At 70.9% G+C, this 22,161-nt stretch carries 21 protein-coding genes and 2 pseudogenes; 6 read left to right on the top strand and 17 right to left on the bottom strand.

The genetic code is table 11. The features are described 5' to 3' along the window. Window positions 1-376 precede the first annotated feature (376 nt). Window positions 377-1,552, bottom strand: coding sequence for a spore photoproduct lyase family protein (locus J116_RS27855; protein ID WP_023590376.1), 1,176 nt, complete (start codon window positions 1,550-1,552; stop codon window positions 377-379). Window positions 1,553-2,068: 516 nt separating this feature from the next. Further along, entirely contained in the window at window positions 2,069-2,779 is a 711-nt protein-coding gene (locus J116_RS27860) for a type 1 glutamine amidotransferase domain-containing protein (RefSeq protein WP_023590377.1), read from the bottom strand. A gap of 120 nt (window positions 2,780-2,899) precedes the next feature. On the opposite strand from J116_RS27860, the gene J116_RS27865 reads away from it, so the two are divergent. After that, complete coding sequence (locus tag J116_RS27865) at window positions 2,900-3,808, top strand: LysR family transcriptional regulator (protein ID WP_023590378.1); 909 nt, start codon at window positions 2,900-2,902, stop codon at window positions 3,806-3,808. A gap of 56 nt (window positions 3,809-3,864) precedes the next feature. On the opposite strand, the gene J116_RS27870 is transcribed toward J116_RS27865, so the two are convergent. From J116_RS27870 to J116_RS27880, 3 genes are all read right to left on the bottom strand, one after another. Beyond that, window positions 3,865-4,287: a VOC family protein gene (locus J116_RS27870; RefSeq protein ID WP_023590379.1), complete on the bottom strand. Its 423-nt coding sequence runs from the start codon at window positions 4,285-4,287 to the stop codon at window positions 3,865-3,867. A 306-nt stretch (window positions 4,288-4,593) separates the two neighbouring features. Then, the gene (locus J116_RS31325; protein WP_023590380.1) at window positions 4,594-4,722 is read right to left on the bottom strand and encodes a hypothetical protein; all 129 of its coding nucleotides are present in this window, start codon (window positions 4,720-4,722) and stop codon (window positions 4,594-4,596) included. Window positions 4,723-5,385: 663 nt separating this feature from the next. Then, window positions 5,386-6,099, bottom strand: coding sequence for an AAA family ATPase (locus J116_RS27880; protein ID WP_028964622.1), 714 nt, complete (start codon window positions 6,097-6,099; stop codon window positions 5,386-5,388). Window positions 6,100-6,625: 526 nt separating this feature from the next. Here J116_RS27880 and J116_RS27885 point away from each other — a divergent pair. Both J116_RS27885 and J116_RS27890 read left to right on the top strand, forming a co-directional pair. After that, window positions 6,626-7,561, top strand: coding sequence for a DUF1648 domain-containing protein (locus J116_RS27885; protein WP_023590383.1), 936 nt, complete (start codon window positions 6,626-6,628; stop codon window positions 7,559-7,561). A gap of 6 nt (window positions 7,562-7,567) precedes the next feature. Next, window positions 7,568-7,954, top strand: a complete 387-nt coding sequence (locus tag J116_RS27890; protein ID WP_023590384.1) for a GntR family transcriptional regulator — start codon at window positions 7,568-7,570, stop codon at window positions 7,952-7,954. Window positions 7,955-9,284: 1,330 nt separating this feature from the next. Here the strand turns inward: J116_RS27890 and J116_RS27895 are convergent. The 4 genes and pseudogenes from J116_RS27895 to J116_RS27905 form a co-directional block, all read right to left on the bottom strand. Then, window positions 9,285-10,556: a vanadium-dependent haloperoxidase gene (locus tag J116_RS27895; protein WP_235617395.1), complete on the bottom strand. Its 1,272-nt coding sequence runs from the start codon at window positions 10,554-10,556 to the stop codon at window positions 9,285-9,287. Between the two features lie 450 nt (window positions 10,557-11,006). Next, entirely contained in the window at window positions 11,007-11,393 is a 387-nt protein-coding gene (locus J116_RS29285) for a hypothetical protein (RefSeq protein ID WP_023590386.1), read from the bottom strand. Window positions 11,394-11,511: 118 nt separating this feature from the next. Next, window positions 11,512-11,940: pseudogene (locus J116_RS31415) on the bottom strand (DUF7507 domain-containing protein); the annotation flags it as partial. A gap of 33 nt (window positions 11,941-11,973) precedes the next feature. After that, window positions 11,974-12,306, bottom strand: a complete 333-nt coding sequence (locus J116_RS27905) for a helix-turn-helix transcriptional regulator (protein ID WP_023590388.1) — start codon at window positions 12,304-12,306, stop codon at window positions 11,974-11,976. A gap of 107 nt (window positions 12,307-12,413) precedes the next feature. On the opposite strand from J116_RS27905, the gene J116_RS27910 reads away from it, so the two are divergent. Beyond that, the gene (locus J116_RS27910; protein ID WP_028964624.1) at window positions 12,414-12,818 is read left to right on the top strand and encodes an STAS domain-containing protein; all 405 of its coding nucleotides are present in this window, start codon (window positions 12,414-12,416) and stop codon (window positions 12,816-12,818) included. Window positions 12,819-12,954: 136 nt separating this feature from the next. Here J116_RS27910 and J116_RS27915 read toward each other — a convergent pair whose 3' ends face one another. Together J116_RS27915 and J116_RS27920 are read right to left on the bottom strand one after the other, a co-directional pair. Then, the gene (locus J116_RS27915) at window positions 12,955-14,943 is read right to left on the bottom strand and encodes a vWA domain-containing protein (RefSeq protein ID WP_023590390.1); all 1,989 of its coding nucleotides are present in this window, start codon (window positions 14,941-14,943) and stop codon (window positions 12,955-12,957) included. A 493-nt stretch (window positions 14,944-15,436) separates the two neighbouring features. After that, window positions 15,437-16,252 (bottom strand): NAD(P)H-binding protein, encoded by an 816-nt coding sequence (locus tag J116_RS27920; RefSeq protein WP_023590391.1) that lies wholly within the window; start codon window positions 16,250-16,252, stop codon window positions 15,437-15,439. An 85-nt stretch (window positions 16,253-16,337) separates the two neighbouring features. Here J116_RS27920 and J116_RS27925 point away from each other — a divergent pair, with 85 nt between their 5' ends. Further along, the gene (locus J116_RS27925) at window positions 16,338-16,760 is read left to right on the top strand and encodes a winged helix-turn-helix transcriptional regulator (RefSeq protein WP_023590392.1); all 423 of its coding nucleotides are present in this window, start codon (window positions 16,338-16,340) and stop codon (window positions 16,758-16,760) included. A gap of 431 nt (window positions 16,761-17,191) precedes the next feature. On the opposite strand, the gene J116_RS27930 is transcribed toward J116_RS27925, so the two are convergent. The 4 genes and pseudogenes from J116_RS27930 to J116_RS31140 all read right to left on the bottom strand — a co-directional run bounded on the left by J116_RS27930 (window position 17,192) and on the right by J116_RS31140 (window position 19,076). Then, the gene (locus J116_RS27930; RefSeq protein WP_023590393.1) at window positions 17,192-17,419 is read right to left on the bottom strand and encodes a hypothetical protein; all 228 of its coding nucleotides are present in this window, start codon (window positions 17,417-17,419) and stop codon (window positions 17,192-17,194) included. A gap of 252 nt (window positions 17,420-17,671) precedes the next feature. Continuing rightward, a pseudogene (locus J116_RS31565) lies at window positions 17,672-17,947 on the bottom strand (NUDIX hydrolase); the annotation flags it as partial. A gap of 15 nt (window positions 17,948-17,962) precedes the next feature. Continuing rightward, complete coding sequence (locus tag J116_RS29780; protein ID WP_139140517.1) at window positions 17,963-18,232, bottom strand: hypothetical protein; 270 nt, start codon at window positions 18,230-18,232, stop codon at window positions 17,963-17,965. A 196-nt stretch (window positions 18,233-18,428) separates the two neighbouring features. Next, on the bottom strand, window positions 18,429-19,076 hold the full coding sequence (locus J116_RS31140; protein ID WP_023590396.1) for a DUF6221 family protein: 648 nt from the start codon (window positions 19,074-19,076) through the stop codon (window positions 18,429-18,431). A 94-nt stretch (window positions 19,077-19,170) separates the two neighbouring features. Here J116_RS31140 and J116_RS27950 point away from each other — a divergent pair, with 94 nt between their 5' ends. After that, on the top strand, window positions 19,171-19,941 hold the full coding sequence (locus J116_RS27950; RefSeq protein ID WP_023591451.1) for an IS5/IS1182 family transposase: 771 nt from the start codon (window positions 19,171-19,173) through the stop codon (window positions 19,939-19,941). A gap of 50 nt (window positions 19,942-19,991) precedes the next feature. On the opposite strand, the gene J116_RS31145 is transcribed toward J116_RS27950, so the two are convergent. Next, on the bottom strand, window positions 19,992-21,950 hold the full coding sequence (locus tag J116_RS31145) for a DUF3732 domain-containing protein (protein WP_023591450.1): 1,959 nt from the start codon (window positions 21,948-21,950) through the stop codon (window positions 19,992-19,994). 4 nt (window positions 21,951-21,954) lie between these two features. After that, a partial coding sequence (locus tag J116_RS27960) for a three component ABC system middle component (RefSeq protein ID WP_023591449.1) occupies window positions 21,955-22,161 on the bottom strand: 207 nt, incomplete at its 5' end.

Here is a 22,161-nt window from a genome sequence, read left to right on the forward strand (position 1 = left end):
CCCTGCTCGTCCTGAGCCGCAGCGGCGGCACCTGGACCAAACCGGTGTTCCCCGACACCGGCCCGGCCCGCCCGAGCACCACCTGGGCCGGCGGCTCCACCGGCGTGCTGGCCCTCTTCGTACGCCTGCGCCACCGGGGGCCCACGACTCGGCCTCGTCGCCTGACCTCGGCGGCCGGGCTCCGGCCCACGAAGGCCCCTGACAGCGAGCGGGCCACCCCACCCACCCCTACCGCCGCCCGGCCGCCACAGCCCCGGGCACAGGGTGGACACGGCCTCACACATGCGCCGGCCAGCCCGACCGGGGACCCTGACCAGACCGGGTACGCGGACTCCCGGAGCGACCTGCGGGCCGCGCACCGGCACCCGCGCCCCGGTCAGAAGGCGTACCGGACGCGCAGCCAGGGCGCGTGGTGGCCGACCAGGGCGCGCAGGGTCTCCAGCGCCTCCGCCTTGACCCGGTTGCGGTAGCGGACGTTGACCGCGCCGTTCTCGGAGCGCTTGGCCTGCTGGAGCTCCGGCTGCCAGAGGACGTCCTCGGCACGGGGGTGCCAACCGAGATTGACCTCGTGCAGCTCACGGTTGTGCGTCAGCATGATCACCTCGGCGGCGGCCTGACGCTTCACCCCGGCCGGAAGGACGTCGTCCAGATGGCGCAGCAGGTCCCCCCACGCCTTCTGCCAGCCGGGACGGATCACCACGGGGGAGAGGTTGAAGTGCACCTCGTACCCGGCGTCCACGAAGTCTGCGGCCGCGCGGATGCGCTCGGCGACTGGCGATGTGCGCACGTCCAGCAGCCGGGAGTCCTCCGGGGGCATCACGGAGAAGCGGACGCGGGTCCGGCCGCGCGGATCGAGGGCGAGAAGGTCGGGATTGACGAACTTGGTGGCGAACGACGCCTTCGCGATCGGCCACTGCCGGAAGGCGTGCACGAGGTCCGCGGTGTTGTCGCAGATCAGCGCGTCCACCGAGCAGTCGCCGTTCTCGCCGATGTCGTACACCCATGCGTCGTCGTCGCACTGGTTGGGCGCGGGCTTGGGTCCCTGCCGCCGGATGTGCCGGGCGAGGTGGGCGATGATCCGGTCACCGTTGGTGAAGACGGTGATGGGATTGGCGTAACCCTTGCGCCGGGGCACGTAGCAGTAGGCGCAGGCCATGGCGCAGCCGTTGGAGGCGCCTGGGGCGATCCAGTCCGCCGACCGACCGTTGGGGCGGACGGTGAGCGTCTTCCTCTCACCCAGGACCAGCGTTTCCCCCTTCACGCGGACCCAGCGCTCGACGTTGCCCTCGTTGCCGTGCAGTCCGGGGATGCGCCAGTGCGAGTCCACCGTGATCACCCTGGCCTCCGGGAACCGGGCGATGATCTGCCGGCCGCGCGGAGAGGCTGCCGCCGCGGGCTCGGCGTGGATCTCCCGCACCGGCAGCAGTCGGCGGGCCGCGACCGAGTCCCGGAAGGCCGGGCCCCCGTGGTCCTCCGCGGACCCGGCGCCGAGCGCGTCGAGCCCGAACAGCGTGCCGGAACCGTCGTCCGCGGCGGTGGACGGGTCGTCCATGAGTGCTCCGGTACAGGTGGTGCGAGAGGTGCAGGGGTGGCGCGAGGGGCCGGGAGACGGGGAACGCGTCCCGCTCCCCACTGTACGGTCCCGTCTCGGCTCGCGTCGGGCTCACGGCCGGCGGGCGTGCGTGCGTGCGCGCCGATGCCGTCGGCTCCTTTGTTGCCGAGCGATCGCGCGATCGAAACCGCCACGCCTTCCCGTACCCTCCCGGCCCGGCGCAACCGCTCCAGGTCGGGTACCGGACCCGGCGTTCCCTTCCCCCTTGTCACGTGCCCCGGCTCGGCGCGGATCCGAGCTGACCCGCCCACGGGCCGGGAGAAGAGCCGAGCCGCGCGAGGCAGGAGTGGGGCCGTGGCCGCCCTCTGACCGGCGCGGCGCGGGCGCCCCCGCACGCCCGGCGCCGATCCCGCGCCGCCGGACGCACGTCGCGGGCGGACGCGCTGGGCGCGGGGGCGGAGCACGGCCGGCCACGCCCGCCGCGACACCCTGCTCGACGGGCGTGGCGGGCGGGGGTCAGGCGGCCGACACCGACAGGGCGGCGGCGACCTGCTGGGCGGTGGCCACGCTGGACTGTGGGTTCTGCCCGGTGATCAGGTTGCCGTCGACGATCACCGTGTCGGTCCACGGGGCGCCGGCCTTGACGTCGGCGCCGCGCTCGGCGAGCCGGCTCTCCACGAACCACGGGGTCCGCTCACCGAGTCCGCCCTGCTTCTCCTCCTCGTTGGTGAAGCCGGTCAGGCTGCGCCCGGCGAAGAGCAACGCACCGTCGGCCTTGGTGGCGCTGAGCAGCCCGGCGACGCCGTGGCAGAGCGCGGCGACGACGCGGCCGCTCGCGTCCGCGTCGGAGAGCAGCGCGCCGAGATGCGCGTCGTCGGCCAGGTCGGCCATCGGAGCGTGGCCGCCGGGCAGGTAGAAGGCGTCGTAGTCGGCGGCGCGCACGGTGGCCAGGTCCAGCGGCGCCGCGAGGTCCGGCTCGATGGACGCGAGGTAGCTCGCGAAGGCGAGGCCGTCCGCGGGGTCGACACCGCCACGCTCGTCGAGCGAGATGGCGTCGACGGTGGGCCGGACCCCACCGGGGGTGGCGATGTCCACGCTGTGGCCGGCTTCGACCAGCACCCGGTGCGAGGCGGCGACCTCCTCGGCCCAGTAGCCGGTCGGGTGGTCGGAGCCGTCCGCCAGCGTCAGCCGGTCGGCCGCCGAGACGATCATCAGGATCTTCGCCATGGGAAACGTTCCTTTTCGCGAGTCATACGGGATGTCCGGAGGGGGACGTCCCCAGCGTGCATCGTGGAATCGGGTATAGCACTCCCCGGGCCATAAGATTCCTTATGTAATGTGGAGGGTGTGAAGGACCTGGACCTGCTGGCCACCTTCCTGGAGATCTACCGCCGGGGATCGCTGACGAGGGCCGCCGGGGCACTGGGGGTGTCCCAGCCGGCTGTCAGTGGGCAACTGGCGCGACTCGAGCAGCAGATGGGCGGCCCGCTGTTCATCCGCTCTCGTGGTGGAGCCCACCCCACCGACCTGGCCCATGAACTGGCCCGCCGCGTGGGTCCTCACCTGGACGGTCTGCGGCAGGCTCTCGACAGGGACGGCGATGCGGCGGACCTGCGGGCCACCGTGCGGCTCGGGGCGCCGGCCGAGTTCACGACCGCCCGGCTTCTGCCCGCCGTGGCCGGGCTGACCCGCCAGGGCCTGCGCCTGCGCTTCACGCTGGACCAGGCCGAACCCCTGCTCACGCTCCTGTCCGAGGGCCGGCTCGACCTGGTGGTCTCCTCGGTCCGGCCGCCGGTGGCCATGCGCGGCCTGGCCGCGATGCCGTACATCGACGAGGAGTTCGTCCTGGTCGGCACCCCAACGGCGGCCCGCTCCCTTGACCGGCAGCGCCTCAAGGACGACCCGGTCGCCGCGCTCGCGTACCTGCCGCTGGTCGCCTACGCGGAGGAACTGCCCATCATCCGCCGGTACTGGCGTAGCGAGTTCGGGCGCCGCCCGCCCAACCCGGTGGCCCTGGTCGTGCCCGACCTGCGGTCCGTGCTGGCCGCGGTGGCCGCCGACACGGGCATCTCGGTCCTTCCCCGCTACCTGGTGGAAGCCGCCCTCCACGCCGGTTCGCTGGAGCAGCTCCACCGCAGCCCCGTGCCGCCGCTCAACACCCTGTACCTGGTCACCCGCTCCGGGTCCGTCCAGCCCGCCGTGCACCACCTTCAACGCCACCTGGTCGAGCACGCCGCCACGTGGGGCTCCCTGTGAGAGCCCCCGCGCGCCGCCGCCTCCTGATCACTGGGGGAGCGGATCGGCCGCCGGTTTCAGGCCGGCGTCCGCACGAAGATGCAGAAGGGGTGACCCGACGGATCGGCGAAGACGTAGAGCGGCTCGTCCGGGTCGTCGTACCGGTCGAGCAGCAGTTCCGCACCCAGTTCCTCCGCCCGTCGCCGCTGCCTGGTCAGCTCGGCCGAGTCCGGGACGGTGAGGTCGAGGTGCGCCTGCATGGGGACGTCGTGCGCGGGCCACGTCGTCCGGGGCAGGCGTTCGACCCGCTGGAAGGCGAGCTGGTTCGTCCCGTCGGAGGTGCGCAGGACGAGCCATTCGGGCCGGTCGGGCGTGCCGTCCTCCGGCGGTTCGTCGCCGGGGCGGTACGTCAGCCCGAGCAGGAGCCGGTAGAACTCGGCCAGCTCCCGGGGCCTGGTCGTGTCGAGCACGGTGTGCAGCAACTGGGGGTACTGGGTCATCGGCCTTCCTCACGGTACGCGGGGTCGGGTCCTCACAGCCTTCCCGGAAGCCGCCGGAGGATCCCGGTCGATCGCCGTTCCTCGCGACACGCGACCCTGCCTGGCCGGCCCACGCGAAGCGTTCCCGTCCCGTCCCTCGCTCCGGCCCTGCCGTCCACCACGTCGGCACGTCCGCGTCCGCGCCGTCCCAGCTCGTCGCGTCGACTCGCTCACCCGCGCCCAGTGGACGAGCGGGGGGCCTCCCGTCCTCTCATGCGGGGCGCTCCTACCCCGGGCTGAAGCCGGGCCGGGCACGCCGGTCCGCTGTCACAGGTCGCGGAGCTGGAATGCCGACCGCGCCTCGCTGAGGAGCTCGTCGGCCGTCTTCTCCGCGTGCTTCCCGGCAGGCAGGGAGACCGTGAGGGCGAGCCGATCGTGGGGGTAGCTGACCACCACGAGGGCCTTGTCCAGACGGCGGGGCGTCCCTCGGAGTCGACGTTGTGGACGGTGGCCAAGAGCGCGGCGCCCCGACCTGATGGCTGTCCGCCTGCGCGGCCGCCACGGCGAGCTGGCCTCCGTGTACTCGTGCTCCCAACGTTCCGCGGTCTCGGTGACGTTCTTCAACTCCCCACCAGGATGAACATGTCACCGGAGGGCGAGGTGTATCGGGTCGCGGTAGAGGGGACGGCCCGGCCTGGTGGACCGGGTCGTCCTCGGTGGTGATCTTCCGGTCCGCGGGCGGCGCCACGGAGAGATCCAGCTGGTACGCGTCGTACCGCTTCCACCCGTCCGGCAGCTCGTCCCCGGTGAACTGGAGCACCAGCGTCGTGACCAGGGTGAGCCGCCGCCCTCGACGTCCTGCTCGAGCATCACGTCCAGCGGCCACAGGTCCGACTCGGGCCCGGGCCTGCGTGCCGGTACGCGCTCGGGGGCGACGTACTCGCAGGAGCCAGAGGCCGCCCGGATCGGTCTCGCGGTGCCGGGCTGAGTGGACTCCCCGGTGGACGCACTGACCGGGAGGCACGTCATCGTGGGAGGGTGCGACATCGCCGGGGACGAGGCCGCACCCCACCCGGGGTATTCTCCGTCGCCCGTGTGACGAGGGTTGAGGGCGCCCGCCTAGGGTTCGACGATGTGCCGCAGATAGGCGTGCGGGTCGGTGAGGTAGCGGCGCCAGTGATCCACGATGCCGAGCTCCCGCCAGGCCACCTGCCGCATACCGTGCTCACCGACCTCGATGATCTCGGCGCCCGGCAGTGCGGTCAGCAACGGGGAGTGCGTGGCGCAGATGACCTGGCCGCCCTCCCTGGCCAACCGGTCGATGTGCCCGATCAGCTCGAGGCACGAAGAGAAGGAGAGCGCGGCCTCCGGCTCGTCGAGCACATAGAGCCCGGGGTGGAGGAACTTGCCGCGGAACGCCGCGAGAAAGCCCTCACCATGGCTGACATGGTCCGGCGAGAAGCCCTCCCTGCCCAGGGCGTCGAGCGCGGTCTCGGCACGCAGGAAGAATCCCTTGCGGGCCGACCAGCTGGTGACCATGCGGCGCCCGCGCCCCGAGGCGGCGTCGAATCTCATGCACTCACCGAGGGCCGACTTGCCGCGCGGGGAAGCGTAGCGCCAGTCGTGGGAGCCGCCGTAGGAGTCCAGGCCGAACCCCTCCGCCAGCGCCTCGACCAGGGTCGACTTTCCCGAACCGTTCTCACCGACCAGAAAGGTCACCGGCGCGGTGAACCGCAGCCCCTCGTCGAGCAGCTGCCGGACGCAGGGCACAGACCAAGGCCAGGTCTCCTCGCGGTACGAAGGGAGGTGGGCATACGCGTGTTCGATAATCACGCAAACCAGTGTCGCCTGCGCCGAGAGGGCGGACGAGCGCATGACCCGCGTCAATCCCGCCGACTGCGAAGCGCCACAACCTGCCGCCCAGGGCGGCTGTGCGGGACCTCAATGAGCCGACTGCGCTGCGCCGGCACCCCGGTGCTCGCGTCGAGGAGGCCGTGACACGGCAACCGTCCGCCCTCAGACGTCGAGCGCTGCCGCCTGCCCCCTGGCAACCGCGCCGGCGGTACGGCCGCGCCCCCGGTGCGCGCCGCAGCCTGCGCGACGGTTCTCCGCAAGCGTCGGCTGCCGCTCCCGACACCGCGCCGCCGCCGCTCCTGATGACGACCTGCCGACCGTACAGGCGAGGCAGCCACCGTGCCGCGGTCCCCGGGCGGCTGCCTCCGGGCCGCACCGGTCTCGGGGTGCCGCCTGTCGTTGACGCGGCTTCGATATCAGGGTGTTGCGCGCAGAGGAACAGGAGTAGACTCTTATTGTTCTATTTGAATGCGAACAATGACATGAGGGGGAGTCAGTGACAGCCATGCGCAGGTGCGCCCCGACAGCCGTTCCGTTCGGCCTTGCCACCGCCGTCTACGTCGGTGTCTTTCTGCTGAGCTACGACCGACTGCCCGGGCGGATCGCCATCCACTTCTCGGGGGATGGCGGGGCTGACGGTTTCACGAGCCGGGTCGCCGCACTGTGGTCCGGCGCCGGCCTGCTCGCCGGTCTCGGGCTGTTGTTCACCGTGCTGACGCTGGTCTCCAAGGAGAGCCCGGGGGCGCGGATGACCGCCGCGGTCGGCGCCGGCACGGCGGTCACGCTCGGCTATCCGCTGGTCCTCACCGTGCTCGCCAACACGGACGTCGAGGACCCCTCCGCGGTACACCTTCCGATGTGGCATATGGCCGTGCTCCTGCTCGCGGGCGTGGTCACCGGGGCCCTGACCTGGTGGCTGACGAGCGGTGCCCCGCCGCGCGAGACCGCGCGGCCGACGCCCGTGCTCGTTCTGGCCGAGGGGGAAGCCGCGGCGTGGAGCCGCACCGTCATCTCGCGCGCAGTGCTGTTTCCGGCCGGCTTCGTCGTACTCGGCGGGCTGCTCGCGCTGATGTTCGGCTCCTGGCAGGCGGGACTGCTGCCGCTCGCCCTCGGCTTCCTGTGCGCACCGTTCTCGGCCGTCCGCGTGACCGTCGACCGGCATGGTCTCACTGTCGCCTCCACGGTCGTGCCCAGGCCCCGGCTCACCGTGCCGCTCGGCACCATCGTGAGCGCCGACAGCGTCCAGGTCGACGCCATGGGGGACTTCGGCGGCTGGGGCTACCGGGTACGCCCGAACCGACGGGGCGTGGTGCTGCGCTCCGGGGAGGCACTCTCGGTCCGCACGGCGGGGGGACGCGTATACGTCATCACCGTCGATGACTCCACGACCGCGGCCGCCCTGCTCAACGGTCTGGTGCACCGCCACGCGGAAGGAGCGTGAGCGGGAATGCTGTTCCGGGTACTTGCGAGCTCTCCCGTGCCGTTGGGCGAGCAGATCGCCGCCTGTGTGCGAGGTGCGATCGCCGAAGGCACGGCGGCGCCGGGTGAACGACTGCCGCCTGCTCGCGAGGTCGCCGAGTCGCTGGGTGTCAACGTGCACACCGTTCTGCGTGGTTACCAGCGACTGCGTGACGAGGGCCTGATCGAGCTGCGCCGCGGCCGGGGCGCGGTGATCACCGCGGCACCCGGCATCGCGGACCGGGCCCGGCTCACCGAGGCCGTGCGGGGCCTCATCACCCAGGCACGCGAGTTCGGTCTCACCGACCAGGAACTCCTGTCCATGGTGCACAACTGCCTGTCCGGCGCGCCCGTCACACCGCCCCCGAGGGGCTGAACGCGTAGGGCCTGGCTCGGCCACCACCCCCTCACGCAGGCGGCACCCGCGCAGCGGACGGCGGTTCTCGCGCCACCGCCCGCCCCCTGTCGTGAGGAACACGGCATCAGGCCGCCCTTCCCCCGCCCCCCTCTCCGGACCGCGCAGACGGGGCGCCGCGGTCGCGGCTCACCGAGTTCCCGCGTGGGCCGCGGGCCGTGGCGCTTGGCCGATCGGTGGCAGCCGGCCGGGCTGCGGGCGAGGGCTCCGAAGGCCAGGCAGTGGCCGGTTCGGCGTCCGCCGAGCCGGTGCGGGCACCGGTGTTGCGTTCGAAGGTGTCCTGGCTGCGTTGGAGTGCGTCGACGCGGCGGCCGTGTTCCTCGCTCAGGCCCAGGGAGTCGTATCCGCTCATGCCCTCGCCTTCCTCGCGTCGTCCCCGTTCGCTTCGCCGGCCAAGCCATAGGCGGAGCCCCAGCACACGAGCGGCAGCAGCCAGGCCCACCACCGGCAGCACCCCGAAGCGAGCAGCGGCACCGCCATGCTGGCGACGCCAGCGCGGCGGCGGCGTGCCGCAGCTGCCGGTGCTCGCCTGGCGGGGGTTCTTGCCGGCCATATAGAACGCGAAGGTGCCGATCAGCTGGAGCAGCGCGACGAGCCTCCCCCACCCGCTGATCCAGTCAAGCCCCCAGCCACGCCGCCACCTACACCGCCATCCCCAACGGCACCTACACCGACGCCGTCACCGGCGACGTCCAGGTCGTCACCGGCGGCAGGCTGTCCGTCGCCGCCCCTGGCAAGGGCAACATGCGCGTCTACGTCCTCAACGGCACCGGGCAAGATCGGCTCCGCCGGCCCGTACCTCAAGTAACCCGCCAGCACGCCCACACCCTCCGGAAGGCCCGGAAACCCCGGACGGGCGGCCACACCGCTCACCCGGGGCCGGCCAAGGACCGCCTCGGTCTGGTACGCGAACCTCGAGCGCTGCCCGACGCGGGGCGAACGGATGTGACACCTTCGACCCCACAGTGCCTCCGGCAGGGCGGGAGCAGCAGGTCGGCCCGTGAAGTTCTCTCGGTGAGTCGCGGCAGTGTGCACCGGCTGCGCGGAACGCCCGCGCACACGCGGTTTGGCCCGCCGCGCGCCCGCGTCCGTCCGTTACGGCCCCTCACCACGGCTGCGCCAGGAGTCGTGGCGGCCCCCGGGAGCCCGCCGGTGGGCCCTTCGAGTGTGGCTTCGCCTCATCGCATGGGCCCCACGCACTGACCGCAACACCGGCAGTGCGGAGTTCCCCGGTGGTTCCGCCCAGCCGCCTGCATCTCCCGGCGGTCGCCGTACGGACCGGGGGACATGGTCATGTGCGCTGGAAGTACCGCTTGAGCGACCATGCCGCCATCTGCTCACCGGTGACGCTGCCGACGACGTCCGCGGTCCTGGTGTGGATACCGGCCCACACACGCGCGTCGACGACGTCACGGACGTAGTGCGCGGCGTGCTCGTAGTGCCGGGTGGTGCCGGTGCCGACCGAGTGGATGAAGAGGTCGACGCGGGCGGTGCCGAAGAGCTCTTCGAGAGCCCGCATCAGCGCTCCTGCCCAAGTGGCGTGCCCGCTGAGGTAGTCGGGGTGCGCGGGCGTGGTGAGGAGCGGCTCCCACGTCGGATCGGCGCGGGTCGCCGGGTTGCCGTCCGTGTCCGCTTCGCGGATGGCGGTGATCGGCCGCCACGTGCCGTAGTGCAGCTTGGAGTCCCAGGCAGTGATCATCGCGTCCGTGATGACGGTGTTCGCGACCGCGTACAGGCGAGCCGTTTCGGTGATGTCGAAGCCATGCCGTGCGGCGTGGTCGCCCAGTGCCCGCTGGATTTCCACGCGGGCCACGAACAGCGCCGTCTCCGTCTGGCGGGCGCTGCGGAGCGAGCCGGTCTTCGCGCCGTACGCCTGCACCTCCGCAAGGTCCCTGGCGTACTGGGATGACGTCAGCGCGGGCGGTGGCCCAGGGCGAAACTGGCTGGGCTCCTCCATGAGGAAGGGGCGCATCCGGCCGATCCACGCCGTGGCGAAGCCCTCGTACTGGGGCGGTGTCGGCCGCCACACCCCGGGCGCCGTGTCGGGCGGGAACGGCACGGAGGCGCCGCGCCCGTCGTTCGCCCGCAGCTTCATGATGTGCCTCGCCGCCCGCTGCCCGAACGCCACCCCCGTCTGTTCGGCCGGGCCGTCCGGGACCTTCGCCAGCGACGCCTTCCACGCCGTCTCCAGCGCGGGACCGGCCTTCGGGAACCCGGTCACCAGCACCTGGTACGCCGCCGTCGCGGCAGCGGCTTCGGCCGACGCGCCTTGCGGGGCGCGCGCCTGCCAGCGGTACGGGGCGTAACGGCCTTCGACGCCGACCACCGCGTTGTACATGGCCAGGGACACGTACGCGTGCCATACCGCCTCGTCCGGGGCGCGCAGCACCCCTTCCGGGTCCACGGTCCCCGACACCCGTCCGGCCCACTCCGCGATCACCGACCCTGTGGACTCCTGGCGCGGGTGGAGGGCGTCCTGCCCGGCAGGCTGCCCGCCCGCCACTCCCATCAGCGCCAACGCCGCCAGGACCGCCGTACTGCCTCTGCCCGCAGCTTTCCGCATGTGCATCCGGTGACCTCCAAGACCTCTTCTGCCACGGGGACCGTGACGTTTCCCCCACCATGCCGTTGGTGGCGCGGCCCGGCATTCGGACGGGAGAGCGCTCGCCGAAGCACCGCGCGGTGCGGCGCCCCACCAGGGTGGGGGAGGGAGCGCGGCCCCCGGTGGAAGCGCGACGGCGATACGGCGTGTGCGGCCGTTCGCGTCCTCGCCGTCCGCTCGGTCCGTCATGTCATGGCCGAACACGGGGTCAGGGCGTGGTCCCGTGATGCTGCCTGCTGCGACGTCTGCCGGACGCGGCCGCCGTCCGGCAGGGACACCTCGGGCCCGGCTGCGGTGCGCGGCCCGGCCCGAGTCCAAAACATCGTGTGTCGCTGCCCCGGTTCCGGTGGCGGCCGCCGCCGGAACCTCTCATCTTCCTCCCGCCCCTGGGCTGCCGGGGGCGGGCACCTGTCAGTCGTTGTTCTTGATGGCGCGGATGCCCGTGTATCCGACGATGTCGGTCTCCATGGCCGGCTGGAGGTCGAGGTCGGGACGGTCGTGCTGACGACGGCGGCCCTGGACGCGCAGCGTCCTCGGGCCGTCCGCGGTGTAGAGCCTGCTGAGGTGGGCGGAGTCGTCGACGGCCATCTCGTCGCCCGGGCTCGGCCCGAAGAAGGCCATGCCGACCGTCCACAGCTGCGTACCGGGCACCGCGCGTTGGCCGTCACGTCGAAGACGCGGAAGCTGACGTTGGACCAGAGCGGGAGCCGGGACGCGACCCGTGCCCGGGCGTCCGTTGGTGTTGTCGTCGCTGTCGAGGTCGGTCGCGTTGCCGCGGACCGTGACGGTGTCGGTCACCGTCCGGTCTCGGTGGTCTTCGCCTGCAGGGTGAGCGTGGCGGTGGCTCCGTCGGCCAGGTGGCCGACCGTACACAGGCCGGTGCCGGGTCGTAGGTGCCGGCGGTGGCCGTGGCGGACAGGAAGGCGAGGCCGTCCGGCAGCTGGTCGGCGACGGTGACACCGGTGGCCTGGTTGGGGCCGGTGTTGCGAACCGTGACCCGGTAGGTGACGGTCTGGCCGACGGTGACGGTGGTGGCGTCCGCCGCCTTGACCACCGACAGGTCGGCCGCCGGACGGATGGTGCTGACGGCCTCGTTGGAGGTGGCGGTCAGCGGCTCCGGGGTCGGGCCCAGGCGGTTCTCGTAGGTGGCGGTGGCCGTGTTGGGCGACCTGGCCGTCGGCGCTGGCGGTTGCGGCGGTCTCCCGGTCCCACCACAGGCACTCCGGCGCGCGGCCAAGGCTCCTCGGTCGTCCGTGCTCGCCGGTGAGTGCGGACGACGGGAGTGCTGGGCGGATTTGTGGCGGGCTACCCGCGGACCTGGTCGCACCGCTGAGACCGTGCACACCGGCAGACCCTCGCCCGGCGAGCCCGGCGCCTGTCAGTGCGGGGCGGCCGGTGTCCTGGTGCGTTCGGTCTCGTCGCGCACGAGGAGGGAAAGCAAGGAGGCCACGGTGAGTCCCGCTTCGGCCGGGTGGCGCAGCACCTTGTCGGGTTCGATGCGGTACGTGTTCGTGCGTCCTGCGCGCGTGTGGGAGAGGTATCCGTCCTGCTCGAGGTCGGAGATGATCCGAGCGACGGCGCGCTCCGTGAGCCGGCAGTGGGCGGCGATGTCACGGATGCGGATGTTCGGGTTATCGGCGATGGCTGCCAGGACACGCGCGTGGCTGGTGATGAACGTCCATCCGGTGTGCGATTCAGGTGTTCCAACCATGAGGGCATTCTAGGAGACGCGTATTGCCGGAAACTCTTTGCATGACATATGTTTCATGTAACTGATGACTGTGCTTCCGTGAGGGAGCCAAGGGGAGGAGCCCGAAGGTGCCCTGGGATGAGGCCGTCATGCCCACCCTCTGCCGCCACACCGCCGGTACACCTCTGCCGGGCGACCCCGGCGAGCGCGCCTCGCAGGGCGTCGGCGTGGTGCGGTACGAGTCACGTGGTACCTGTGTGATCGCCGCTCGGGGCGACTGCGACCTGCACTCGATCACGCCCCTGGCGACGGCACTGAAGGCCGCGTCCGAGGAGCACTCCAAGGTCGTCCTGGACGCCTCGGGCATCACCTTCGCGGACTCGGCCTTCTTGAACCTGCTGATCCTCACCCACCGCACGGCCGCCCTGCGCCTGGTCGCGCCCTCGCCCCAGGTGCGCAGGCTCTTCGAGATCACCGGAGTGGACACCCTCCTGGAGATCCTGGACACGGTCGAGGAGGCCGTGGTCTCCTGACGCGCCGGTACGCCGAGTGGTCGTCCGCGCGCCGCGCGAGCGCGCGGAGGCTGCGCCGGGGCCGCGATCGTCCCATCCGCACCGCGGCCGGCCCGGATGTCTCCGAGCCGGCCGCGGTGAGGTGCGCGCGTCCCCCTCAGTTCTTGTGGATCACGATGGAGCCGCCGGAGAGTGCGGTGGTGGGAGCGTCGGTGTCACCCGCGCCCATCTGGTTGTCGTAGACGAGGGTCGAGTCGGCCGTCTTCCAGATCTTCATCCGGAACCGGTCGGGGCTCGCGTCGGTGGCGGTGAGCATGAAGCTGTAGCCGTCCGATCCGTTGACCGTACCGGTGCCCTTGAAGATCGCCTTGTCGCCCGCCACGACCAGCCACTGGTGGTCGCCGGAGTGGAAGTTCATGGCGCCGGCCTTGAACTGGAACTCCGTGCTGCCGCTGGGCTCGGTCGCGCCGTTCTTGTACTTGGACACGAACCCGAAGTTCGCCCGTCCGGTCGCCGACGGGTCCGCCGGATAGGCGCCCGCAGGCGACATGATCCAGCCGCCGCCGGTGACGAAGCCGCCCTCGGGGTCGTAGACGACGACGAAGCCGCAGGTCTTGGTGTCCGAGCCGCCGTCGTCATCGGTGACGGTGACGGCGATGTCGTAGATGCCCGCCGCGGCGTACTGGTGGGTGGCGCCCACCGGGGAGGTGACCGGCGTGGTCGTGGTCCCGTCGCCCCAGTCCACGGTCATCTCGTGGGTGTCGAGTGCGCCCGGATCGGTGAACGTGCCGGTGAATGACACATCGGTGCTGACAGCGGTCGGGTCCACCGGGCAGGAGGTGAGCGTGAGGCTCGGCGCGACGTTCTGCACGGTCACGGTGGTGCTGTCGTCGTCGACGAGCCCGTTGTCGTCGGTCACGGTGAGGGACACGGTGTCGGCCCCGTCGTCGAGACCGTTGTAGGTTGCCACCGGACCGTCCGCGTTCGCGAGCGTTCCGACCCCGGCGTCGGCCCCGCCCCACGCGTACGAGGTGACGACTCCGTCCGTGTCATGGCTGCCCGACCCGTCGAGCGCGACGGACGACCCCTCGGCGACGGACTTGTCCGGCCCGGCGTCGGCGACCGGAGGCACACAGGTCACCGTGACGACGACGGGCGGGAACACCACCGCGGCGTTCTCGTCGTCGTGGTACGCCACCGACGAGTTGACGCCCAACGGGCCGCAGGGCGCGCCGGCGTGCTTGACCTGGTAGGTGATCACCAGTTGCTCGTCGCCGAGGTCGGCCCGCGACCAGGTGAACCCGTCCGGGGTCACACCGCCGATGGAGGAACCGGCCAGATTGGCGTCCACCGAACCCGGCACCAGCTTCCAGGGGGATGCCAGGGTGACCGCGATGGAGGGATGTGTCGCACCGGGCACCGACACGGCCTCGACGAGCTTCTCGAGGAGATCGGCGAGATCGTCGAAGCTTCCCACCGTGAAGGTGTTGTCGCTGCCGGGACCGCTCGCGACCGTCTCCAGCGTGGCCTGGCTGACCCCGTCGCCGACACCGACCGCGAAGACGGTCGCCTTGCCCTGCAGCGCGGCCGCTGCCGAGGCCGTCGGGTCACCCGGGTTGGCGTTGCCGTCGGTGATGACGATCACCACCTGGTTACGCAGGGGGTCGTCGGGCCCCAGCTGAACGCCCGCCCGGTCCAGACCGCAGGATATGCAGGTGCTGCTGCGCATCTGAGTGTTGTTCACGATGGCGCTCCGGACGGCGCCTTCATCGGCGCTGAGCGGGCTGACGTCCTGCGCGGTCTGGGAGAAGCCCACGACGCCGACTCGCCCGCCGTTCGCGAACAGGCCGTCGTCGGCGACCGCCGCGACCACGCTGTCGGCGAAGTCCGTCAGTTGGCCGAACTCCGTGTCGTTGATGCTGCCGGACTCGTCCAGTACGAGCACCAGGTCGGTCGGCGTCGACTGGGTGCTGCTCTCCCCGTCGAGCGTCAGCGTCACCGTGGAGACGCCGTACCGCGGGACGGTCGTGGGACTGGCGGACGCCCCGGGCAACGGCGCCGCGGAGGCCGTCGGCGCCCAGACCAACGCGCCGGCGACCGCAGCGGCCAGCGCCGCGATGGTGGCCAGGAGACGGCGAAAGGGCATGGCTCTGAGCCCACGCGCGGTGGGTGATCGCATGATTCCCCCCTCGGAATCGTCGCGGTACCGGCGCCTGACGCGACCGGTCTCCGCACTCAGGAACGGAATATCACTCACTCTGGGTAATGCGTCAACCGCACGGTGGAATCGCTCATCCGTACGCATTCAGGCCACGCCGCCGCGCGGCCGGAACCTTCCATGAGTGCATGCAGCCAGGGGGCCCGCCCTCTATGCGGCCCGGCGACGGTTTGAGGCGTGCCCGGACGATGCCGTGCGGCACCAGCGCAACACCGTCCGCATGGCACGTCGGACGTCTCGGCGACCTCCGTCACTGTGTAGCCCTCGGCCGGTCGGGGTCGCGGCCCCCCGCGCCACTTCTGGCTGCTCGCCTTGATCGGCCCGTCTCAGCGCCACGTGTGCGATGGGACGGGTAAGGCAGCGTTCGCGCGCCGCCGACGACCTTCGCGGGACAGCGGCGCGTTGCGATGAACCCTCCGCGTCAGCGTGCGCCGGGACGCATCGCAGCCGCGGTGTCCGTCGCAACGGCCAGCGCGTCGGTGAGCGGTCGGTCGAGCAGTTCCACGAGGTCGGGGCTGGAGTTGCTGAGGAACCCATGGCGGACGCTGGTGGCGATCGAGGCGAGCATCGGCGGCTGGAACGGCAGCAGTGCGTCGTCCGCGAGGAGCCGGGCGCGGTACTCGGTGAGCCCGATCGCTCGGTGGGTGACGTCGAGACGTTCGGCGATGTCGCCGGCGGTGATCGGGTCGCCGACCAGGTCGTAGCTCTTGTCGACGTGCGCGGTCGGGTGGCTGGCAACGATGGCTGCGGCTGCGGCCAGGTCCGCCCGAGCCACCGCGGAGAGAGCGCCATCACCAAAAGGTGACTCCAGGACATCGGGTGTCCACGTCAACAACGCTCCGAACAGCTCGGCGTAGAGCCCGTTGCGCAAGATCGTCCACCCAAGCCCGCTGGCCTTGACCAGGTCCTCAGTGGCGCGGTGGGCGAGCGCGAACCCGAGATGATCCCCGGTGCCGGTCAGGCTGGTGTAGACCACGTGCGCGACGCCGTCGCGGACCGCAGCGTCTAGAAGGGCCCGGTGGCGAGCGATGACCTGGTCGTCCTCGGCATACCCGGCCGAGACCAGGACCAGCGTCGAGACACCGGTGAGGTCCAGGCTGGTGGGGGCGTCGAAGTCAAGGTGGCGCTGCCCGTCGGCGGGTGTTCGGCTGCCACCCAGGGCGGGCACCTTCCGGTCGGCCAACTCCTGGAGCGTGAGGGAGGCGAGCCGTCCGTTCGCGCCGGTAACCATGATCATTGCGGCTCCGTCTCCTGCCGTGGTTCTCTTCAGTGACTACGGCGATCCTGAACCGGCCGCGGTCGGCCCACAAGGAGGCAGTTTCATGTCAGTGACGCACACCGATGTAACCGCTGGCCCCGCAGAGCTGGAACCGTGCGGGCAGCCGGGCCACTCCGACTGCGGGATCCGCGACGTTCTCGACCGCGTGGGCGACAAGTGGTCCGTCCTCGTGATCGTCGAGCTTGCGAACGGGGCGCGGCGCTTCCGGCAACTTCAGCGCGCCATCGAGGGAATCTCCCAGCGGATGCTGACCCTGACCGTGCGCCGGCTGGAACGCGACGGGCTGGTACTTCGGACCGTCTACCCATCCGTTCCTGCCCAGGTCGACTACCGACTCACCGAGACCGGCGCAAGCCTGACCCACCTCGTCAAGGCACTGGCCGACTGGTCACTCGAGCACCGAGACACCATCGCCCATGCCCGCCAGGCTTACGACGCGCAGCATCCCGACAACGAGATCCGATGACCGTCGGCGTCAACAACCTCATGACCCGCAACATCCAGTCGTTCGCCGGGGCTGATGGCTTGTGAAGTGCGGCCACGCGCTCAAGGCTGCCTGCAGCTCGATCACCGCCGCCCGGTCGAGAACTTGGCCGTCTTGCCGACGTGCAGTCGCGCGCTGCGGGCTGTCACGGTCCATCCGACGGGAAGCCGGCGTGCCGGGGTGAGCGGGGAGCCCCCTGCGAGAGTACGCAGCTTTGCGGGACGCGGGGCGGCACCGTCATCCCGCCGGGTGTGCGGGTGACGTTCGCGGGCCGATTGGGAAGGCCGAGAGCGGAGCGGAACGCGGTGATCGCCGCTTCGAGCGACTGGTGGGGAGTGGTGGGCGGCGCCGTGTCGATGAACGCGTGGAGCAGCTTGCTGTGCGGGACCGGAGGCCATTGAAGGGGTCTTCCTTCACGTCGAGGCGCACGACCGTGGCGGGATGAGCGGTCGGGTGAAGCCCTTCTTCGTGTGGGAGGTGTGGTGCTGCCGCAGGTTGGCGATCGGGCGGGCGAGCGGCTGTTCGCGCTCGTTCGGGTCGGGGAAGGTCAGAGCGGTGGACGGCTCGGGCCGGGACAGCTTCGGCGGCCTGCCGTGGAGACCGTAGGCGCGGTGCAGGGCTCCGGTCACCAGCACGGTCACCTGCCGGGCGGTGCTGTCGTTGCCCAGGGCTGTTCGGGCAGGAACGCGTGGCGCGGCACGGCACGGAAAGCGGCCCGCGGCTCCGGCGTACCCACCCATCCGCTCTCGGTCAAACCCGCGACGAGCCGCTCCCGCAGCCCGCACCGCCGCCGCGGGCTCCCCGAACCGCATCCGGTCCTCACCGGCCGGTGCGGGCCTGGGGGTGAAGTGCGCGGGCGGGGAGACCGGGCAGCAGACCGGGCCACATCGTGTTCAGAGCATGCGCGGAGGCGGTGAACAGCGGCTGGGGGAGGCGGCGGAGCGCGTCCAGGGCGTGCCACTCCCAGCGCGTGTCAGCTCGGGCTCCCGGGCCTGCGGCTCGCCGTCGTACGCGGTGAGCCGGGCGACCTTCGTGGTCCGGGTCATGCCCGTGGATCTCGTCGCACAGCGTTCCCAGCAGCACCACCTGCTCCGCGGCAGCGCGCAGCCGGTCTCCTCGCCCAACTCCCGCGCAGCGGTCGCTTCGAACGCTTCTCCGGGCTCGGCCTTCCCCGCCGGGAGCTCTCACACGTTCCGGGACGGGTTCCAGCCCAGCAGCACCCGGCCACGGGGGTCGCTCACCACGACCGTGACGCCGGCCATGGCCGCCGCCTTCGGCCGCCACTTCTCCTGAGGGAGGTCGGCTACTCCGAACGCACCGTGGAAGAACGTCATTGACCCTTGCTGCAGCCGTTCGGGGTAGGGACGAATGCTTTCGTCGGCGGCCAGGTGGCGGTGCAGGTAGATAAGGCCGTCGGCTTCCTCGGCGAGACCGTCATCGACGAGCTTGTCCACGCGGTGGCGGACCGTGGGGCGATGGAGGCCGGTTACCGCGACCAGGTGCGCGACGTCGACGGCGTCGAGCGGGTCGAGGGGGCGAGGAGCCGCGCGCCGGACGTGCCGTGGGCGTAGGGGTGACAGGCGTCCGTACCCTCACCGCTCCCAGCGTCCGGGTGCTCGCCTCCCGGCCCGTGTGCACGTCCGGACACCATCATGCCCACCACGGGGGAAGGTCCGGCCCGGGAAATCCCCCGGTCAGCTCCGCGTACTGCGTGCCGACGTCCCGCGGCACGGGGCCCCGCAGGATCACTACCTTCGCCCGCCCCTCGTACGGCTCCCGCGATGTCCTCGCCCAGATGCCGCTGGCAGGGAACTCGCCCAGGACCGTGGATGCGTGGCTGTACGGCGTCGCACGGTTGCCGACGCGGTTGAGCGAGGTGACGGCCGGGATGCCGCCGCCCTCCTCCTCCAACTCGGCCCCGGGCAGGAGGAACGGCGTGTCGTGCGGGAACCACCAGCCTGGAAATTCTGGCTCTCCATGAAGACGGCCGCCCTCCTGCGTCGATCCCACCAATCGTGCCGCGACGGGTGACATGGCCGACAACCGCTGGTCAGGATCACCCGCGCGGCCCTGGCGTGCAGTTCGCTTGGCCTCGACCTCCCGCAGGACGCGAGCCGGGTTGTGCAGCGCGATGTGCAGGGCGATCGTGGGATGGAAGCCGGAGAGTTCTCCTTGGCAGAAGTCGACTGTGTGCCCGTGAGAGGTCCACTCTCCGCAGCCGTCACCGTCGCAGCGTCGGGCCAGGTCGGCCTCCTCGTCCAGACGTGCGCGGAGGAACGTCACGAGGTCTTGGCTCATAGGGTCATCCTGGATGATGCGCCAGGCCCGGTCGCCTGATTTCCGTGCTGCGGGCAGAGCCCGGGCGGCAGGCCGACAGCGGAATGATCTTGCTGTGGCTGGTGTGATCACGGCGTCGGAGCCGTCCTGGATACCACCGTTCTCCGGGCTGAGCCCGCGCGCCTTCGGGAAGCTGGTGACGGTGCTGCGTCGCGCAGGTGCGGACGCGGTCCGCAAGGGCCGGCCGTGGAGCCTTCCGCTGGAGGACCGGGCTCTGCTGGTCGCGGCGTACTGGCGCACGAACCTGACCATGCGGCAGCTCGCCCCGCTGTTCTGGATCTCGAAGTCGGCAGCGGACCGCATCATCGACCATCTCGGGCCGATGTTCTCGCTCCAGCCCCGCAAACGGTTCGCGAAGGACACCGTGCTCATCGTGGACGGCACCCGGGTTCCCACCCGGGACCACAGCATTGCCGAGCGGTCGAAGAACTATCGGTACTCCACCAACCACCAGGTCGTCATCGACGCCGACACCCGCCTGGTCGTCGTGGTCGGCCGGCCGCTCGCCGGGAACCGCAACGACTGCAAGGCATGGGAGGAATCCGGCGCCAAGGCCGCCGTCGGCAAGTCCCTCACGATCGCCGACGGTGGCTATCCCGGCACCGGACTCGTCATCCCCCACCGACGGCAGCGCGGCCAGACCGAACTCCCGGCCTGGAAAGAGGAGCACAACAAGTCCCACAAGCAGGTCCGGGCCCGGGTCGAGCACGTCTTTGCCCGCATGAAGACCTGGAAGATCCTCCGCGACTGCCGCCTCAAGGGCGACGGCGTCCACCACGCCATGCTCGGCATCGCCCGGATGCACAACCTCGCCCTCGCCGGATGATCAGTGGGCCGCACGGCGGCCGACCACGCCCGAGGCAACCCGAAGATCATTTACGGGACAGCCCTTAGCCAGGTGGTGGGGATGAGTTTTTCGCCGTTGCGCCAGTTGTAGCGGACGGAGTCCTGGTACCAGTCGTGGGGCAGGTCCGCGTGGTCGCTGACGATCATCTGGAAGTTCGGGGCGAGTTCCCTGACGACTTGGTGCATGAGTTCGAAGAGGCGGGTGACGGTCACGCGGTCTTCGTCCAGGGTGAGGTCTTCCAGTCGTCCGCGCTGTTTGGCCATGTCGGAGGGGTAGTAGGGCTGGGTGGGCTGGTCGAGCATGAGGAAGCGGGGCACGGGCCGGCTGTTGGCGACGAAGTACTGGTGGAGGGCGAGATGGGCGGCCACGTGGTAGCCGACGTGGTTCTTGCCGCTGCCGATGCGGAGCAGCTCGGTGATGCCCTCGAGGGTGTCGGCGACGACTGTGAGCTTCTTGAGGTCCAGACGGACCAGGCGGTCGCCGTGTTCGAGTTTCAGGGTCCGGGCGTGGCCGGTCATCTTGCCGCTGAGGTAGCTGAGCCCGTGGGTGAGTTTGTCATCGGCGGCCTCCGTGTCGAGCTGTTCTTCGATGCTTTGGACGAGTTGCTGGGCGACGGCGACTTTCGTCTCTAGGTACTGGAGGTGTCCGCTGTCGGACGCGGTGTTGATCTGGCCCAGGTAGGCGCTGATCCTGCCGCGGGTGTAGGCCTGGGCTTCGGCCTGTCCGAGGAGGCCGGCCTGCTGGTTGCGCTGTTCGGCGATGATGCTCAGGGCGCCTTCGATGCCGCGGAGTTGTTCGCGTAGGCGCGTCGCCGTCTGCTCGATCTCGCGCAGGGCCTGCTCGCGGCGGGGCTGGACGGTTTGGACGCTGTCGAGCTGCCCTCGGAGGTCTGCGAGGGTGGTGTGCATATCGGCGACGGTGGGGTCTGGCTCGTCCAGTTCGTTTCCGCACAGGGGACAGCTGTGTTCGCCGGGGAAGCCGTCGGGTACGAGGTTGAGCGCGGACAGGCGTGACATGCCGCGGGCGACGGCGCCGGAGTAGCCGGCAGCCTGTGTCTCCAGGTCGTTCAGGAGCTGGCGTTCTTCTGCGAGGGAGCGCAGCTGCCGCCGGAGAGCGGATGACTGTTCGGTGAGGAGGAGCTCCTGCCGCCGCTGTTCCTCGACCGCGTTGTCCGGGGTGGGCCGGAATGAGGCAGCCTGCTGCAGGGCCTCGATGACGGCTGCTCTGTCAGAGGTGTCGACACCGCTGTCGGGGAGCAGTCCGTGGACGCGGGCTTCACCGAGGAGGGACTCAAGGCGGGCCTCGATGCCTTGGTTTGCTTCCTGGGCGGCTTTGAGGTCGTTCTCGGCGCGGCGGAGGGCTCGTTTGGCCTGGTTCAGCTGCTGCTGGAGTGCGGCCTGGTCTTCGGGGACCGCGCCGAGGAAGTAGGGGATCGTGGCCTTGAGGCTCTCGGGGATGCCGCGCTCGTTCTGCCGGTGAAACAGCGACCGCTTGGAGGCGACTTCGTCCTGGTTCTGCAGGCAGAGCAGCACAGCGTGGCCGAGGTTGGCGCTGAGCGGGGAGAGCAGGCTCCCCGGTGCCGGCTCGCTGCGGGTGTCTCCGATGCCGATCCGGCGTCCGAGCTGCTGGCGCAGCTGTGTGGAGTCGGTGTTGACGCGGAGGTCGGGCAGTTCCGGGACACCGAGGTCGTTGCCGACTTCGAGCATGGCGTTGGTGACGGATTTGGCGCCGGGGCGAGGTGCCGGCCTGGCGGCGAGGATGCGTGTGTCGGGCAGTTGCAGGATGACTGCGTACCACGCGACGGTGTTGAAGATCGGGCTGATCGGGAGCGTGGCCTCGTCCCTGCCGAGGCAGAAGTCGACGATGTCGAGCAGCGCGCTCTTGCCTGTCTGGGAGGTGCCGGTGACGATGTTGAGCTCGCCGAGCCGGAAGTCCAGGACGCGCTTTTCGCCGCTCTTGCTGTAAAGGATGATCGACCGGATCTGCACCGGCTCAGGGTCTCACGCCCAGCAGCGCGAACACGGTGGAAGGGTTGTCGGACTTGGCAGTCCAGCGGCCTATCAGCGATGCGGCCTTGATCAGGTCGGCGAGTTCGCCCTCGGTACGGGACTTCGACGGAATCGGGCTCTTGAGAGAGCCCTGCTCGATGGTGAGCATCTGGTGGCGGAGCCCGAAGCGCAGGCCTTCCCATACGGCGGG

It is taken from the genome of Streptomyces thermolilacinus SPC6 (assembly GCF_000478605.2).
Lineage (GTDB): Bacteria > Actinomycetota > Actinomycetes > Streptomycetales > Streptomycetaceae > Streptomyces > Streptomyces thermolilacinus.

Excerpts from the sequence above, each read along its gene's own strand:
- J116_RS27855 (WP_023590376.1), bottom strand. The coding sequence starts at position 1,552 with ATGGACGACCCGTCCACCGCCGCGGACGACGGTTCCGGCACGCTGTTC.
- J116_RS27860 (WP_023590377.1), bottom strand. The coding sequence starts at position 2,779 with ATGGCGAAGATCCTGATGATCGTCTCGGCGGCCGACCGGCTGACGCTG.
- J116_RS27870 (WP_023590379.1), bottom strand. The coding sequence starts at position 4,287 with ATGACCCAGTACCCCCAGTTGCTGCACACCGTGCTCGACACGACCAGG.
- J116_RS27885 (WP_023590383.1), top strand. The coding sequence starts at position 6,626 with ATGCGCAGGTGCGCCCCGACAGCCGTTCCGTTCGGCCTTGCCACCGCC.
- J116_RS27890 (WP_023590384.1), top strand. The coding sequence starts at position 7,568 with ATGCTGTTCCGGGTACTTGCGAGCTCTCCCGTGCCGTTGGGCGAGCAG.
- J116_RS27895 (WP_235617395.1), bottom strand. The coding sequence starts at position 10,556 with ATGCGGAAAGCTGCGGGCAGAGGCAGTACGGCGGTCCTGGCGGCGTTG.
- J116_RS27905 (WP_023590388.1), bottom strand. The coding sequence starts at position 12,306 with ATGGTTGGAACACCTGAATCGCACACCGGATGGACGTTCATCACCAGC.
- J116_RS27915 (WP_023590390.1), bottom strand. The coding sequence starts at position 14,943 with ATGCCCTTTCGCCGTCTCCTGGCCACCATCGCGGCGCTGGCCGCTGCG.
- J116_RS27920 (WP_023590391.1), bottom strand. The coding sequence starts at position 16,252 with ATGATCATGGTTACCGGCGCGAACGGACGGCTCGCCTCCCTCACGCTC.
- J116_RS27925 (WP_023590392.1), top strand. The coding sequence starts at position 16,338 with ATGTCAGTGACGCACACCGATGTAACCGCTGGCCCCGCAGAGCTGGAA.
- J116_RS31140 (WP_023590396.1), bottom strand. The coding sequence starts at position 19,076 with ATGAGCCAAGACCTCGTGACGTTCCTCCGCGCACGTCTGGACGAGGAG.